This is a genomic window from Citrobacter sp. CK181, from assembly GCF_030333595.1.
GTDB classification, from domain to species: Bacteria; Pseudomonadota; Gammaproteobacteria; order Enterobacterales; family Enterobacteriaceae; genus Citrobacter_B; species Citrobacter_B koseri.
This window is the reverse complement of record NZ_JAOWFN010000015.1, coordinates 1-14,178: the sequence shown is the minus strand read 5'-3', so window position 1 is coordinate 14,178 and position 14,178 is coordinate 1. Positions and strand designations below refer to the sequence as shown.

The window sequence follows — 14,178 nt, the reverse complement described above, 5'->3', positions numbered from 1 at the left end:
TAAGCGTCACGACACATGTGTGCTTTCTCTGAGGAAAAGTATGACAACCTGCACTCCGCGCGCGGCATGGATAACCCTGCTGCGACGTTTTCATTTCTACACAGGTCTGTTTGTCGGGCCATTTATCTTTGTGGCGGCCTTAACCGGTACGCTCTACGTTGCGACGCCGCAACTGGAAGAGGCGCTCTATGCACCGGCGCTACAGGGCACAGAGCAAGGAGAGCGGCAACCGCTGGCGGCGCAAATCGCCGTTGCCCAACAGGTGACGGGAGGGCATTTACGACTGCATGCCGTTCGTCCCGCTCTTGAAGAGGGCGCAACAACGCGGGTGATGTTTGCCGACCCCGGACTTGCCTCTTCTGAGAACCGGGCGATTTTCATCGATCCAGTGACGCTGGCGGTGAAAGGCGATATGACGGTCTATGGCACCAGTGGCATTTTGCCCCTGCGTCAGTGGATTGATTATGCTCACCGCTCTTTGTTATTGGGGGATATCGGGCGAATTTACAGCGAGCTGGCGGCCTCCTGGATGTGGGTTGCGGCGACTGGCGGCATTATGCTCTGGTATTTCACCCGACCAAAACGTCGGCTGAATAATCGGGTGCAAAATAACCGGCGTTTACACGTAATGCTGGGGTGGTTACTGCTGGCGGGGATGCTGCTGTTCTCGGCAACCGGTTTAACCTGGTCCCAGTGGGCCGGAGGCAACGTGGATAAAATGCGTGCGGCTTTTGGTTGGCTGACGCCGCAGGTGAATACGCAGCTTTATGGCGACGAACACCCTGCTGATGAACATGCCGATCATCATGCCGGGCAGGAAATGCCGGTTATGCATATGGATGTCAGCCAGTTTGATGCGGTTCTGCATACGGCGCAGGCGGCGGGAATTGATGCTAAAAAGCTGGAGATTCGTCCGGCCAAAGATGCGCAACATGGCTGGACGGTAACTGAAATTGATCGCCGTTGGCCGACACAGGTTGATGCGGTATCAGTAGACGCCGTAACCCTGCATGTTATCGACCGGACGCATTTTGCTGACTTTCCGCTTATGGCAAAGCTGACGCGCTGGGGCGTCGATTTCCATATGGGCATACTGTTTGGTCTGCCAAATCAGTTACTGCTGATTGCCTTCGGCATCGGGCTTTGCCTGATGATTATTATTGGCTACCGTCTGTGGTGGATTCGCCGACCGGCCAGGTCAGGCGTCAACCCGGCACAAACGCTGATGCAGTGTTGGCTTACGTTAGGTTGGCCGGGAAGGTGCGGGGTTCTGGTGCTGGCTGTCGCCCTGGGGATGGCGATGCCGGTGCTGGGAGGCAGCCTGCTGGTATTTATCGTTATCGACTGGCTGCGCTGGTTCAGCACGTCTTGCGCCGCCCTTGCACAGCCAGTTGACTAACATTACGGCGTGCTGATGACGACGGCAACGCGGCGGTTTTCAGCACGACCTTTCGCGCTCTGATTGCTGGCGACCGGGTGCTTTTTACCTAAACCCTGCGTCGTCAGATTGCTGCGAGGGATGTTGGCGCCTTCGGCCCAGGCGTCAGCAACCACATTGGCGCGCTTGAGCGACAATGCCTCGTTATAACTGTCTTCGCCGTAGTTGTCAGTATGGCCATCCATACGGGCATGTTTCAGCCCGGTGGCTGCCAGCCTGGAGGCCATCTCGCGGATTTGCTGCTGGCTTTCCGGGCGTAACTTATAGTCGTTTTTATCAAATAAAATGTTGTCAGACAGCCCCAGAGACCAGTCGCCTGCTGATTCAGTAAACCCATAGGATTTCATTGCCGCAACTTGTTCGGGTGTAAATTTCCCCTGCGGCGTCTGGCAACCCGCCAGAATCAACGCTATCAGAATGATCGGGGAGAAAAGTCGCTTTAGCATATATCTATTCCTGTTATTTAATTGAACGTTCAGAACGCTGATGTTTGGCCTGATACATATTACGATCGGCCAACTCTTGTAATTTTTCTGCGGAAGCATGTTCCCACGTCAGCGCGAAACCAATACTCAGCGTCATACTCGCCAGATGCCCGTTATGCAGATCAAAAGGGCGATTAAATTCTTGCGATAATGCCGAACAAATGCGTTTAACTTCGTACTCCGAATGCACGTTGTAAAGCACCATGGCGAATTCATCTCCGCCAAGTCGATATGGCTGGTGGTGATTGCCGCCAAACTCCGCCAGTCGCCGGGCGACCTCGATCAAAACGCGATCTCCTGCGGCATGCCCCCATGTATCGTTAATGAATTTGAAGTTATCGCCGTCCAGAAATAGCAGCGCCGAACAGCTACGGGCGGAGCTGTCGTTCATCAACTCGGTTATGCTGTTACGAAAGGCGGCACGATTAGCAAGACCAGTAAGGGGGTCGTGCAGCGCGGTACGCAAAAGCTGGGCGTTTTTAGCCTGTAGCCGCAGTTGCCACTCTTCCATCTCATCCAGCAGGCTGTTGAAATCCTGGGCAAAAAGATGGAACTCTTCAATGCGTTCCTCAGAAACGCGACGTGAAAAGTTACGGTTCGTGCGTACATCATGTACCACATCGGTGATGTTTTGCAGCGCGTCCACCACGCCATTATGCAAATAACGCGTGAGCATTAACGCAATGCCGGATGCGAGCAAAATACACCCGGTAAGAACCGCCAGCGAGAGCCAGATAAAATGACCAATCAAGCTGTCGCGCGCGGTCAGGCAGACCTCGCCGATAATTTTGCCATTGTGCCAGACGGGCTGAGTCACCGGCAGCGGGAAAAGCCACTGGCTGATCAGGCCATTGAGCTTATCGTCCGATGCTTGTGCGTCATAGTACCAGGAGGCGATCACCTTCTGGTTTTTATCGCGAACCTCTGCGGCCGAGAACTGCCCCTGGCGCCCCAGCGCGGCCAGCGTTTCTGTCGCGGCGACGCCATCGGAAAACACCAATGCGGCCTCAAGACTATGGGTCATTGTCGCGGCAGTCAGATCCAGATTTTTTTGCGCATATTGTTTCAGCGTCAGGACAGAGGCGACGCAAAGCAGCAGCCAGATCAGCAACATGGTGACCAGTACGCTGATCATGTTGATCCGGCGTAATGTACGCTTAAAGGTCGGGCGCGTTGTAGGGAAAAAATCCTTATCCATGCTTTTGATTCCGTGCAAGCATCAATACGTCGGGGTTCACTCTTACGCCACTGCGTGACAGGGAATCCAGATTTACGGAAAATCTGACTTCATCATTGTTTATGATCAGACAAAATGCGCTGCCAATAATGCATTCAGTATTTTGTTCGGCAATTAATAACAATGCCTTAGACGGATATTTATTCGTTAATTCTACCTGATACGCCGGAGATTCACTGCCGAAATAAAAGCCATCACAACGGGCTGTCAGAGCTTCCTGCTCCGTGCGGATGATGACGGGCAGATAAGGTAATGACCTGGCGCTGTTGTCGTTCAGCACATCGGCAAAACGAGACGAGGCGAAAATACATAGCCGTGGAGGGCCAGATAATGCAGGCCAGCGTGTATAGCTGACGATACCGGAAACGATTGAGCGTACAGATTTCGCTTCTTCTGTGATGCCCTGAGCATACAGTGGTAATCCTGCCAGTAATAGCGTTAGCAGGAGTATGAGTCGGTGAGAAAAGCTCATAAACAGGTGCCCACCAGCGTCAGTCAAAAAGCATCAAAATACATCCGTGATTGTTTGCAGCAAAATAACATTATTTTGCCTGTCAGTCATTACACCATGCCGATTAATGGTATTTCCTTAAGTTAAATCCCATACTTATTTATTGGTAAGGTCTTAATTAATTTAGCCGCATTGAGCGAACACCTTCGTCTGCGCCTTTTTGCCAGGCATCATGCAATTGACGGGCGTTTTCAACCGTGTCGCAACTGGCGGGAAATGTTTTCCCGGCCAGTCCTCTGGCGTGGACAAAGTTTAACTGGCAGGTTTTTCGCTGGCCTTCGGCGTAGCCCTTAAGATATTGCGTTCGCTCCACGTCAGGATCGTTCCAGGCGTCAGCCAGTGTTTCGTTATCTTTGACGGCAACGCCTGAAATCGCATCTTCGATACCGGCGCTATACCAGTCGGTCGCGGTCCAGGTGGGAGCATGCGTGTAAGGATCGATCTGACATCCGCTGATGAATAAAACAAATAAGGCGCCTGCGAAACGCTTCATTGCCTGTTCTCCTGTGTTTTTCAAAGCATAGTGGATTCGCAAATATAATGGTGTAAATTTTTATGTACGATTTGAATGGCGTTAATTGCGAGATAAATGGTTTATGTAAAGTAAAATTTACGTAATGTGGATTGAAATCTTTACCGATTATGTTATCGTTACGCCATCCTCTGTGAGGATCATTTATCGCAAACGAGCTAAACAGGATCGCCATCATGCAAAAAGACGCGCTGAACAACGTACACATTACCGACGAACAGGTTCTGATGACCCCGGAACAACTCAAAGCGGCGTTCCCGCTGAGTTTGTCGCAAGAGGCGCAAATCGCCCAGTCACGTAAAACGATTTCTGACATCATCGCCGGTCGCGATCCGCGCCTGCTGGTGGTGTGCGGCCCTTGTTCTATCCACGATCCTGAAACCGCTCTGGAATACGCTCGTCGATTTAAAACTCTTGCCGCAGAGGTCAGCGATAGCCTCTACCTGGTAATGCGCGTCTATTTTGAAAAGCCCCGTACCACTGTCGGCTGGAAAGGGTTGATTAACGATCCTCATATGGATGGCTCGTTTGATGTGGAAACCGGCCTGAAGATTGCGCGTCAACTTCTGGTGGAACTGGTGAACATGGGCTTGCCGCTGGCGACGGAAGCGTTAGATCCAAACAGCCCGCAATACCTGGGCGATCTGTTTAGCTGGTCGGCAATCGGCGCGCGTACGACCGAATCCCAAACCCACCGTGAAATGGCCTCTGGCCTTTCCATGCCCGTTGGCTTTAAAAACGGGACGGATGGCAGCCTGGCGACGGCGATTAACGCCATGCGTGCCGCTGCTCAGTCACACCGTTTTGTCGGTATCAACCAGGCGGGGCAGGTCGCTCTGCTGCAAACGCAGGGCAACCCGGATGGCCATGTCATTCTGCGCGGTGGGAAAGCGCCAAACTACAGCCCGGCAGATGTCGCGCAGTGTGAAAAAGAGATGGAACAGGCAGGACTCCGCCCGTCTCTGATGGTAGATTGCAGCCATGGTAACTCGAATAAAGATTACCGTCGCCAGCCTGCCGTGGCAGAGTCTGTGGTCGCGCAGATCAAAGACGGCAACCGTTCCATTATTGGCTTGATGATTGAAAGTAATATTCACGAAGGCAACCAGTCCTCCGAGCAACCGCGCAGTGAAATGAAATACGGCGTGTCTGTTACGGATGCGTGTATCAGTTGGGAAGCCACGGATGCACTGCTGCGTGAAATTCATCAGGACCTGAACGGCCAACTGGTGGCGCGTGTAGCATAAGAGGTTGGTTATGGTTGCTGAGTTGACCGCGTTACGCGATCAAATAGATGAAGTGGATAAGGCGCTGCTGGATTTACTGGCTAAGCGCCTGGAGCTGGTGGCCGAAGTCGGTGAAGTGAAAAGCCGCTTTGGGCTGCCGATTTACGTGCCTGAGCGTGAAGCGTCTATGCTGGCTTCGCGCCGTGCGGAGGCGGAAGCGCTTGGCGTTCCTCCCGATCTGATTGAAGACGTCTTGCGTCGGGTGATGCGTGAGTCTTACTCCAGTGAGAATGACAAAGGGTTTAAGACGCTTTGTCCTTCTCTGCGCCCGGTGGTTATCGTCGGCGGCGGCGGTCAGATGGGCCGTTTGTTTGAAAAAATGCTCACGCTGTCGGGATACCAGGTACGCATACTTGAGCAACAGGACTGGGGACGGGCGCAGGAGATCGTGGCCGATGCCGGGATGGTGATCGTAAGTGTGCCGATTCATATCACGGAGCAGGTGATCGCGAAATTACCGCGTTTGCCTGCGGACTGTATTCTGGTCGATCTTGCATCGATTAAAAACGGACCGCTACAGGCGATGATGGCGGCGCACGATGGTCCGGTACTGGGCTTACACCCGATGTTTGGCCCGGACAGCGGCAGTCTGGCAAAGCAGGTGGTTGTCTGGTGCGATGGCCGTCAGCCGGAGGCGTATCAGTGGTTCCTTGAGCAAATTCAGGTGTGGGGCGCGCGGCTGCATCGGATTAGCGCCGTTGAGCACGATCAGAATATGGCGTTTATTCAGGCGCTGCGTCACTTTGCGACGTTCGCTTACGGTTTGCACCTGGCGGAAGAGAATGTCCAGCTGGAACAACTGCTGGCGCTGTCGTCACCGATTTACCGTCTCGAACTGGCGATGGTTGGGCGACTGTTTGCGCAGGACCCGCAGCTGTATGCCGATATTATTATGTCGTCGGAAAATAACCTGGCGCTGATCAAACGCTACTATAAACGTTTTGGCGATGCGATTGGTTTGCTGGAGCAGGGCGATAAGCAGGCCTTTATCGACAGTTTCCGCAAGGTTGAGCATTGGTTTGGTGATTACGCCAAACGCTTCCAGAACGAAAGTCGTACGCTGTTACGCCAGGCGAACGATAGCCGACAATAAGTGAGATGCCTGATGGCGACGCAGGTGCGTCTTATCCGGCCTACAAAATTGTATGAATCGTAGGCCGGATAAGCGTAGCGCCATCCGGCATTATCAAACAGTTAGTTCGGATCGACAGGCACAACGTTCTCGCTGGGGTAGCAGCCCAGTACCTTCATTGAGCGGGTAATTTCCCCCAACTCTTTCAGCGCTTTTTTCATCTCCGGTGATTCCAGGTTGGCCTGGATATCGAGATAAAACATCTCTTCCCACGGGTTGCCGTGAATCGGACGGGACTCCAGTTTGGTCATGATCAGGTTGTGATTGCGCAGCACCAGCAGCGCCTCAACCAGCGCACCAGCCTGTTGACCCGTGGCGATCAGCAGCGTGGTTTTCGCCGGGACCTGGTCGGAAACATTGACGGCTTTGCGCGCCAGCACCACGAAACGGGTAATATTCTGCGTCTGGTTGGCTTCGATTCGTTCCAGCACCTGTAGCCCATGCAGCACGCCACCGGCTTCGCTACCCAGCGCCGCCACGCGTGGAGAGTTCGCCTGCGCCACTTTTTCCATCGCCGCAGAGGTGCTTTCAGTGTACTCAATCTTCCAGTGCGGATAGCGGTTAAGGAATTTACTGCACTGCTGGAACGGCTGCGGGTGGCTGTAGACCGTCTCAATGGTGTTTAAATCGGTCGTCCCTGAAACCAGCACGCAATGGTCGATGGTAATGGTCATCTCGCCCACGATAGAGAGGCTGGTGTGCTGCAACAGATCGTAGACGTCGTTGATCGCGCCTGAACTGGTGTTCTCAATCGGCACGACGGCGTAGTCCGCTTGCCCGGTTTCGACCTGATTAAAGATATCAGCGAATTTTGCGCAGCCGCTTTCAATAAACTGTTCAAAGTGGCGGGCGGCATACTGACGCGCAGCGAGGTGCGAGTACGACCCTTTTGGTCCAAGAAAGGCAATACGCGCTGAATGCGGGTTAATTTTGTTCAGATGTTGCTGCAACAGCGCCTGCTGGGTAAGGACGGAGTCTTCAATGATGAGCTGGAACAGGCGAGTAATATAGTGCGCGTCCAGATGATGGGCTTTGCCAAGCGCGATTAGCCTGTCCAGCAGGTCGCGCTCGCGATCGATATCACGCACCGGGCGATGAGAAAGCAGCTTCGCTTTCCCGACTTCAACGGCCAGCTCACGACGCTCCGCCAGTAAGGCCAGTAATTTTACATCCAGAGCGCTTATTTTCTCTCGCAGCGCCAGTAACGGGTTTTCCGATGTCATAGTGTTGCCTTTCTTGTTATCAATAAAAAAGGCCTCCCGTGTGGGAGGCCTTATTGTTCGTCTTCGCATTCTTTTTCACACGACGAAACGCCTCCCATTCAGGGGAAGGTAAAAAAGAATGCGAAGAAGAACGGGATAAGTTTCATGTCAGTTTCCTTGAGCGACTTCAGTAAAGTACCCGTACTGTTTTAATCCTGTCAACAAAAAACGCGCCCGAAGGCGCGTTGGCGATACACTCAATGTAAGGGACTACTCTTCTTCTGCTTCGACGAAGTTGGCGTCTTTTACTGAAGTTGTGGCACGACGGGCTTCGCCTTTGTGCTGCACTTTATTGAGCTGCCGTTCCAGCTTGTTGATCAAATCGTTAATGGCGGCGTACATATCTTCGTGTTTTGCGCTGGCGACCAGATGTCCGTTCGGGGTATTGATGGTGGCATCAGCGATGAAACCCTGTGGCTCCTTAGACAGAATGATATGTGGATTAATCAGGTGAGTTTGCCATTTTTCTAGTTTGGCGAGACGGTCTGCGACATGCTGGCGTATTGCCGGAGTAATTTCCATTTGTTTACTGGTAATGTTCATTGTCATAAATTTTACCTCTTGTCTTTCCCGTCTTGGTGATTCCAGCATACCGTTCCCAATGTCAAAAAGCGTGATTTAAATCACATTATTTTGTCACTTTTTGTCAAGGAAGCCTTTTTGTGAGTTATCGCAGGAACAACGGATTTTTTACTTGAGGAATAGCCGAAAGGGAGCCATATTTGACGGGATGCGTTGTACTGAAACCGCTTCAGCAACAGCGTAAAATGGATAAAAAAACGGCAGCCTTCGGGCTGCCGTTTTGCGTTCAGTACGCAATCAGGTGTTGCGACCATTGGCGGCGATAATTTTCGCCACTTTGTCAGCCTGAGTCGTCATCTGCATCTGACGATAAGCGTTTTCCATCAGCGGCAGAGCGTCGCGCGTCGCCTGCGTATCCGGGAAGTCGCGCAGCATACCTTCCACACGGTTTACCACGGCAACCCATGCGCCGCGAGCGGTGTAGTAGTCGGCAACGGAGTATTCATACTTCGCCAGACGATCTTTCAGGAAGACCAGACGTTTGGTGGCGTCGGTCGTGTACTGGCTGTTCGGATAGCTACGCACTAGCTTTGAGAAATCATTGAATGCAGCTCGGGCGTGCTGCGGATCGCGATCGCTACGATCGACGCCGAAGAAACCTTGTAGCGCGCTGTCATCCAGCGCCATATTGGTCAGACCGCGCATATACATGACATAATCAATATTCGGGTGCGTCGGATTGAGGCGAATAAAACGATCGATGGCGGCCTGAGCTAACGGCAGATCGGCGTTTTTGTAGTAGGCGTAGATCAGATCCAACTGCACCTGCTGAGAATACGGTCCAAATGGATAACGGTTATCCAACGCTTCCAATTGCGTTATTGCCTGTTTCCAGTTACCGTCCTGCAGCTTTTGCTGGGCAGTCGCGTAGATTTCGTTAGGCGGATTATCGGGCACCTCTTCCTTTGAACCAGAGCAACCCGCCAAAAACAGGCTCAACGTGGCTGCTGCCACCAGATATTTCATGCGCGTCATGACGTTTTGACTTTCCTCAAAATGTTTTACGGGAGATTCTCTGTTCCTGCTCCCGGTTAAGACCAGCTACAATAGCACACTATATTAAACGGCAAAGCCGTAAAACCCAACGTTAAACGAAGAAGCTGTATATGGCACAACGAGTACAACTCACCGCAACGGTATCCGAAAACCAACTCGGTCAACGCTTAGATCAGGCTTTGGCCGAAATGTTCCCGGATTATTCACGTTCGCGCATAAAAGAATGGATTCTCGATCGGCGCGTGCTGGTCAACGGTAAACTTTGCGATAAACCGAAAGAAAAAGTATTGGGTGGCGAACAGGTTTCCATTAACGCGGAAATCGACGAAGAGATCCGCTTTGAGCCGCAGGATATCCCGCTGGATATCGTCTACGAAGATGACGATATCCTTGTCATCAACAAACCGCGCGATTTAGTGGTTCACCCTGGCGCTGGTAATCCTGATGGTACGGTACTGAACGCGCTGTTGCATTACTACCCGCCGATTGCTGACGTACCGCGCGCGGGTATTGTGCATCGTCTGGATAAAGACACCACAGGTCTGATGGTGGTGGCGAAAACGGTTCCGGCGCAAACGCGACTGGTGGAGTCTTTGCAGCTGCGTGAAATTACCCGTGAGTATGAAGCGGTCGCGATCGGACATATGACGGCGGGCGGTACGGTAGATGAACCGATCAGCCGTCACCCGACCAAACGAACCCATATGTCAGTGCATCCAATGGGGAAACCTGCGGTGACTCACTACCGCATCATGGAACATTTCCGTGTGCATACGCGTCTGCGGTTGCGTCTGGAAACCGGACGTACGCACCAGATCCGCGTGCACATGGCGCATATCACGCATCCGCTGGTGGGCGATCAGGTGTATGGCGGTCGTCCGCGTCCACCGAAGGGGGCATCGGAAGCGTTTATCTCCACGTTGCGTCAGTTTGATCGCCAGGCGCTGCACGCGACGATGCTGCGTCTTTACCATCCGATTTCCGGTATTGAAATGGAGTGGCATGCGCCGATTCCGCAGGATATGGTGGAGCTGATTGACGTGATGCGCGCTGACTTCGAAGAACATAAGGATGATGTAGACTGGTTATGAGTAAGCTAATTGTTCCGCAGTGGCCAATCCCGGAAGGGGTTGCAGCCTGTAGTTCTGTACGTACAGGCGGTGTCAGCTTACCGCCTTACGATTCTCTGAACCTGGGCGCCCATTGCGGCGATAACCCGGAACATGTGGAAGAGAATCGCAAGAGACTCTTTGCTGCGGGCAATTTGCCGTCAAAATCCGTCTGGCTTGAACAGGTGCATGGCAAGGACGTGCTGAAACTCACCGGCGAGCCTTATGCATCCAAACGTGCGGATGCGTCGTACAGCAATACCCCCGGCACCGTTTGCGCGGTGATGACGGCGGACTGTTTGCCCGTGTTGTTTTGTAATCGCGCGGGAACGGAAGTGGCGGCGGCTCATGCGGGCTGGCGCGGATTATGTGAAGGTGTGCTGGAAGAGACGGTCGCCTGCTTTGCCGATAAACCTGAAAACATTATCGCCTGGCTGGGTCCGGCTATTGGCCCTGCTGCTTTTGAAGTGGGGGCTGAAGTGCGTGAAGCGTTTATCGCAAAAGATGCGAAGGCGAGCAGCGCATTTCAGGCGCGCGGTGAAAAATATCTGGCGGATATTTATCAGCTTGCGCGTCAACGTCTGGCGAATGTGGGAGTTGAAAGCGTCTATGGCGGCGATCGCTGTACTTACAGCGAAAGTGAGACTTTCTTCTCTTATCGTCGCGACAAGATCACAGGTCGTATGGCAAGTTTTATTTGGCTGATATAACCTAAAGAATCAAGACGATCCGGTACGTGTAATTTTCTTTTCACATAATTCAGGTCATTCACCTTGAATAATTGAGGGATGACCTCATTTAATCTCCAGTAGCAATTTTGACCTGTTATGGGAGGAGTTATGCGTCTGGATCGTCTTACTAATAAATTCCAGCTTGCTCTTGCCGATGCCCAGTCGCTCGCACTGGGGCACGACAACCAATTCATCGAACCTCTTCATTTAATGAGCGCCTTACTGAATCAGGAAGGGGGATCGGTACGTCCTTTATTAACGTCCGCTGGCATTAATGCTGGCCAGTTACGCACGAGTATTGATCAGGCGCTGAGCCGTTTACCGCAGGTGGAAGGTACCGGCGGCGACGTACAGCCGTCTCAGGATCTGGTGCGTGTACTGAATCTTTGCGACAAGCTGGCGCAAAAACGTGGGGACAACTTTATTTCGTCGGAACTGTTCGTTCTGGCTGCGCTTGAGTCTCGCGGCACGCTGACCGACCTACTGAAATCGGCCGGGGCGACCACCGCCAATATCACTCAGGCAGTTGAACAAATGCGCGGAGGTGAAAGCGTGAACGATCAAGGGGCTGAAGACCAACGTCAGGCCTTGCAAAAATATACCGTCGACCTGACCGAGCGCGCGGAGCAGGGCAAGCTCGATCCGGTGATTGGTCGTGATGAAGAAATTCGCCGTACCATTCAGGTACTGCAACGCCGTACTAAAAACAACCCGGTATTAATTGGTGAACCGGGGGTCGGTAAAACGGCGATTGTCGAAGGGCTGGCGCAGCGAATCATTAATGGCGAAGTGCCGGAAGGGCTGAAAGGCCGCCGCGTACTGGCGCTGGATATGGGCGCGCTGGTGGCCGGGGCGAAGTATCGCGGTGAGTTTGAAGAGCGTCTGAAAGGCGTGCTGAACGATCTCGCCAAACAGGAAGGCAACGTCATCCTGTTTATCGATGAATTACACACGATGGTCGGCGCGGGTAAAGCCGATGGCGCAATGGATGCCGGGAACATGCTGAAACCGGCGCTGGCGCGTGGGGAACTGCACTGTGTGGGCGCCACGACGCTGGACGAATATCGCCAGTACATCGAAAAAGATGCGGCGCTGGAACGTCGTTTCCAGAAAGTGTTCGTTGCGGAACCGTCTGTGGAAGATACCATCGCTATTCTGCGTGGTCTTAAAGAACGTTATGAGCTGCACCACCATGTGCAGATTACTGACCCGGCGATTGTGGCGGCGGCAACCTTATCTCACCGCTACATTTCCGATCGCCAGTTGCCGGATAAAGCCATCGACCTGATCGATGAAGCTGCATCCAGCATCCGTATGCAGATTGACTCCAAGCCGGAAGAACTGGACAGGCTCGACCGCCGTATTATTCAGCTCAAGCTGGAACAGCAGGCGTTAATGAAAGAGTCTGATGAGGCGAGCAAAAAACGCCTCGATATGCTCAACGAGGAACTGGATGATAAAGAACGCCAGTACTCTGAATTAGAAGAAGAGTGGAAAGCAGAGAAAGCCTCTCTGTCCGGTACGCAGACCATTAAGGCCGAGCTGGAGCAGGCGAAAATCGCCATCGAACAGGCGCGTCGTGTGGGCGATCTGGCGCGGATGTCTGAACTTCAGTACGGCAAAATCCCCGAGCTGGAAAAACAGCTGGAAGCGGCGACTCAATCTGAAGGTAAAACCATGCGTCTGTTACGCAATAAAGTGACGGATGCGGAAATTGCTGAAGTGCTGGCGCGGTGGACGGGGATTCCGGTTGCCAGAATGCTTGAAGGCGAACGTGAAAAACTGCTGCGTATGGAGCAGGAATTACACAGCCGCGTGATTGGGCAGAATGAGGCCGTTGAAGCGGTATCGAATGCCATTCGCCGTAGCCGTGCGGGACTGGCTGACCCGAATCGTCCAATTGGTTCGTTCCTGTTCCTTGGGCCGACCGGGGTAGGTAAAACTGAACTGTGCAAGGCGCTGGCAAACTTTATGTTTGATAGCGATGACGCGATGGTGCGTATCGACATGTCTGAGTTCATGGAAAAACACTCCGTGTCTCGTCTGGTTGGCGCGCCTCCGGGATATGTGGGTTATGAAGAGGGCGGTTATCTGACGGAAGCGGTACGTCGTCGTCCTTATTCCGTCATACTGCTGGACGAAGTTGAGAAAGCGCATCCTGATGTATTCAACATTCTGTTGCAGGTGTTGGATGATGGCCGTCTGACGGACGGGCAAGGGAGAACGGTCGACTTCCGCAACACGGTTGTCATTATGACCTCAAACCTCGGTTCCGATCTGATCCAGGAGCGTTTCGGTGAGCTGGATTACGGCCATATGAAAGAACTGGTGCTTGGTGTGGTCAGCCACAACTTCCGCCCGGAATTCATTAACCGTATAGATGAGGTCGTGGTATTCCATCCGTTGGGTGAAAAACATATCGCTTCTATTGCACAGATCCAGTTGCAGCGTCTGTACAAACGTCTGGAAGAGCGCGGGTATGAAATCCATATCTCTGATGATGCGCTGAAATTGCTGAGTGCGAATGGTTACGATCCGGTTTACGGGGCGCGTCCATTGAAACGTGCAATTCAGCAGCAGATTGAAAACCCGCTGGCGCAGCAAATCTTGTCTGGTGAGCTGATTCCGGGTAAAGCGATTCGTCTGGAGGCGAATGACGATCGCATTGTGGCAGTGCAGTAAGTCACAAATAATAAAAAACGGGCCCATTCGGGCTCGTTTTTGTTTAAAAACCAGGCAAAAATAAAAGGGTGATATGCAAAACGTCCAAAAAACGAACGGTTGATAAGTTTTTTCTAATTTCCCCTTGTCAGGCCGGAATAACTCCCTATAATGCGCCTCCACTGACACGGAACAACGGCACACAGGCCGCCGGGT

Annotated in this window: 14 protein-coding genes and 1 other annotated feature; of the genes, 6 read left to right on the top strand and 8 right to left on the bottom strand. The window is 52.7% G+C overall.

What is annotated here, in order from left to right:
- Window positions 1-40 precede the first annotated feature (40 nt).
- Window positions 41-1,399, top strand: coding sequence for a PepSY-associated TM helix domain-containing protein (locus tag OGW17_RS17305; protein ID WP_071257981.1), 1,359 nt, complete (start codon window positions 41-43; stop codon window positions 1,397-1,399).
- A gap of 2 nt (window positions 1,400-1,401) precedes the next feature.
- Here OGW17_RS17305 and OGW17_RS17300 read toward each other — a convergent pair whose 3' ends face one another.
- From OGW17_RS17300 to OGW17_RS17285, 4 genes are all read right to left on the bottom strand, one after another.
- The gene (locus OGW17_RS17300; protein ID WP_058667979.1) at window positions 1,402-1,884 is read right to left on the bottom strand and encodes an OmpA family protein; all 483 of its coding nucleotides are present in this window, start codon (window positions 1,882-1,884) and stop codon (window positions 1,402-1,404) included.
- Window positions 1,885-1,897: 13 nt separating this feature from the next.
- Window positions 1,898-3,121 carry a diguanylate cyclase DgcN/YfiN gene (dgcN, locus tag OGW17_RS17295; RefSeq protein WP_012134690.1) on the bottom strand — a complete coding sequence of 408 codons (1,224 nt, stop codon included), beginning with the start codon at window positions 3,119-3,121 and terminating at the stop codon, window positions 1,898-1,900.
- On the bottom strand, window positions 3,114-3,632 hold the full coding sequence (gene yfiR, locus OGW17_RS17290) for a regulatory sequestration protein YfiR (RefSeq protein ID WP_047461885.1): 519 nt from the start codon (window positions 3,630-3,632) through the stop codon (window positions 3,114-3,116). Before yfiR ends, dgcN begins: the two co-directional genes overlap by 8 nt.
- 157 nt (window positions 3,633-3,789) lie before the next feature.
- Entirely contained in the window at window positions 3,790-4,164 is a 375-nt protein-coding gene (locus OGW17_RS17285) for a DUF2799 domain-containing protein (RefSeq protein ID WP_047461887.1), read from the bottom strand.
- A gap of 215 nt (window positions 4,165-4,379) precedes the next feature.
- Between OGW17_RS17285 and aroF the strand changes: the two genes are divergently transcribed.
- Entirely contained in the window at window positions 4,380-5,450 is a 1,071-nt protein-coding gene (gene aroF, locus OGW17_RS17280) for a 3-deoxy-7-phosphoheptulonate synthase AroF (RefSeq protein WP_047461890.1), read from the top strand.
- A 10-nt stretch (window positions 5,451-5,460) separates the two neighbouring features.
- A complete protein-coding gene (gene tyrA / locus OGW17_RS17275) occupies window positions 5,461-6,582 on the top strand; it encodes a bifunctional chorismate mutase/prephenate dehydrogenase (protein ID WP_049011863.1) in 1,122 nt (373 codons plus the stop codon).
- Window positions 6,583-6,683: 101 nt separating this feature from the next.
- Here the strand turns inward: tyrA and pheA are convergent, their stop codons facing one another.
- The 4 genes from pheA to bamD all read right to left on the bottom strand — a co-directional run bounded on the left by pheA (window position 6,684) and on the right by bamD (window position 9,440).
- Window positions 6,684-7,844 (bottom strand): bifunctional chorismate mutase/prephenate dehydratase, encoded by a 1,161-nt coding sequence (pheA, locus tag OGW17_RS17270; RefSeq protein WP_071257983.1) that lies wholly within the window; start codon window positions 7,842-7,844, stop codon window positions 6,684-6,686.
- Window positions 7,845-7,866: 22 nt separating this feature from the next.
- Window positions 7,867-7,991: a sequence feature (Phe leader region), on the bottom strand.
- Window positions 7,943-7,990 (bottom strand): pheA operon leader peptide PheL, encoded by a 48-nt coding sequence (pheL, locus tag OGW17_RS17265; protein ID WP_101706155.1) that lies wholly within the window; start codon window positions 7,988-7,990, stop codon window positions 7,943-7,945. (Overlaps the previous feature by 48 nt.)
- A 102-nt stretch (window positions 7,992-8,093) precedes the next feature.
- Window positions 8,094-8,432, bottom strand: coding sequence for a ribosome-associated translation inhibitor RaiA (gene raiA, locus OGW17_RS17260; protein WP_024130845.1), 339 nt, complete (start codon window positions 8,430-8,432; stop codon window positions 8,094-8,096).
- A 270-nt stretch (window positions 8,433-8,702) separates the two neighbouring features.
- The gene (bamD, locus tag OGW17_RS17255) at window positions 8,703-9,440 is read right to left on the bottom strand and encodes an outer membrane protein assembly factor BamD (RefSeq protein WP_012134683.1); all 738 of its coding nucleotides are present in this window, start codon (window positions 9,438-9,440) and stop codon (window positions 8,703-8,705) included.
- A 131-nt stretch (window positions 9,441-9,571) separates the two neighbouring features.
- On the opposite strand from bamD, the gene rluD reads away from it, so the two are divergent.
- From rluD to clpB, 3 genes are all read left to right on the top strand, one after another.
- A complete protein-coding gene (gene rluD, locus OGW17_RS17250; protein WP_047461899.1) occupies window positions 9,572-10,552 on the top strand; it encodes a 23S rRNA pseudouridine(1911/1915/1917) synthase RluD in 981 nt (326 codons plus the stop codon).
- On the top strand, window positions 10,549-11,280 hold the full coding sequence (gene yfiH, locus OGW17_RS17245) for a purine nucleoside phosphorylase YfiH (RefSeq protein WP_071257984.1): 732 nt from the start codon (window positions 10,549-10,551) through the stop codon (window positions 11,278-11,280). Before rluD ends, yfiH begins: the two co-directional genes overlap by 4 nt.
- 129 nt (window positions 11,281-11,409) lie before the next feature.
- Window positions 11,410-13,983 carry an ATP-dependent chaperone ClpB gene (clpB, locus tag OGW17_RS17240; protein ID WP_024130844.1) on the top strand — a complete coding sequence of 858 codons (2,574 nt, stop codon included), beginning with the start codon at window positions 11,410-11,412 and terminating at the stop codon, window positions 13,981-13,983.
- Window positions 13,984-14,178 lie beyond the last annotated feature (195 nt).